This window comes from Neisseria sp. P0021.S007 (genome assembly GCF_051956855.1).
On the sequence record NZ_JBQCXA010000136.1, the window covers coordinates 1 to 1,082 of the forward strand.

Here is a 1,082-nt window from a genome sequence, read left to right on the forward strand (position 1 = left end):
TCCTGTTTCTCCGTTGCTGCATATGCGGCCTGTACCGACAGCCAGCAGCAGTGCGTGATTTATAAAAACGGCAACGTCGCGACAGAAGGCGGCTGTACGGTCAGCAAGTGCCAAAGTGCCGATGAGCAAGTGTTGAAATGGAAGCTGAAAAACGGCAAAGGCGTAACCGTGGAGATCGGTAAAAACGGTAAGGTTTTGGTGAACAAGAAACCGGGTGCGAAAGCGAACAACAGCAATGCGTCAGGCATGGGTTTGACATGCTATGCCGCCGATGCGGACAAACGCGAACAGTTTTGCTCAACCAATTATTGATTGGATTGTTGCTTTGATTAAAGGCCGTCTGAAAAGTGTTTCAGACGGCCTTGATGTTTATCCTTCCGATATTTTTTCATTGAGAAAGTCGATAAAGCTGCGCACTTTCGCACTGAGAAATGCCCTGTCGACATAGGTGGCGTTCAGTTGGTCTGTCCAGATGGTGTAATCGGGCAGGAGTTGGATCAATGTGCCGTCCTTCAATTCCTGCTGAACTGCCCAAAGGGGCTGATAGCCTATGCCTGCTCCTGCTTTAATCAGCTCGCGTATCATCAGTGTGTTGTCGCTGCGGATAACCGGGGAGAGATGGAGAATGGCTTTTTCTCCGGTGTGGTTTGGCCGCTGACTTGTCCTTCGTCATCGACTTCTATGGCCTGACGCTGTTTGCTGCCGGCGGTCTGAATAATGGTGGCGTCAATGACGGCGGCGGATGCTTTCTTTACTTTTAAGCCTTTTTCGGTCAGTTGGCGGTTGATCAGTTCCAGCAATTCGGACAGGGTGTCGTCTTACGCCAGCCAATTGCGGTAGCGGCATAAGGTGCTGTAATCGGGGATGCTCAACTCGTCGAAACGGCAAAACAGGTTGAAGTCGATGCGGGTGATGAGGCTGTGTTCGAGTTCGGGATCGGAGAGGCTGTGCCATTGTCCGAGCAGGACGGCTTTGAACATGGATAGCAGTGGATAGGCGGGACGACCGCGGTGGTCTCGAAGGTAACGGATTCTTTGACGGTTCAGGTACTGTTCGATCGGTTGCCAGTCAATCACTTGATC

1 protein-coding gene and 2 pseudogenes are annotated in these 1,082 nt (G+C 51.5%); 1 reads left to right on the forward strand and 2 read right to left on the reverse strand.

Annotated features, from left to right (window positions below; translation table 11 throughout):
- Nucleotides 1-312 (forward strand): hypothetical protein (locus ACTHUR_RS11715; RefSeq protein ID WP_440398686.1); only part of this gene is annotated, 312 nt, incomplete at its 5' end.
- A gap of 57 nt (nt 313-369) precedes the next feature.
- Here ACTHUR_RS11715 and ACTHUR_RS11720 read toward each other — a convergent pair.
- Both ACTHUR_RS11720 and ACTHUR_RS11725 read right to left on the reverse strand, forming a co-directional pair.
- A pseudogene (locus ACTHUR_RS11720) lies at nt 370-639 on the reverse strand (LysR substrate-binding domain-containing protein); the annotation flags it as partial.
- A pseudogene (locus ACTHUR_RS11725) lies at nt 633-1,082 on the reverse strand (transposase); the annotation flags it as partial. The pseudogenes ACTHUR_RS11725 and ACTHUR_RS11720, both read right to left, overlap by 7 nt.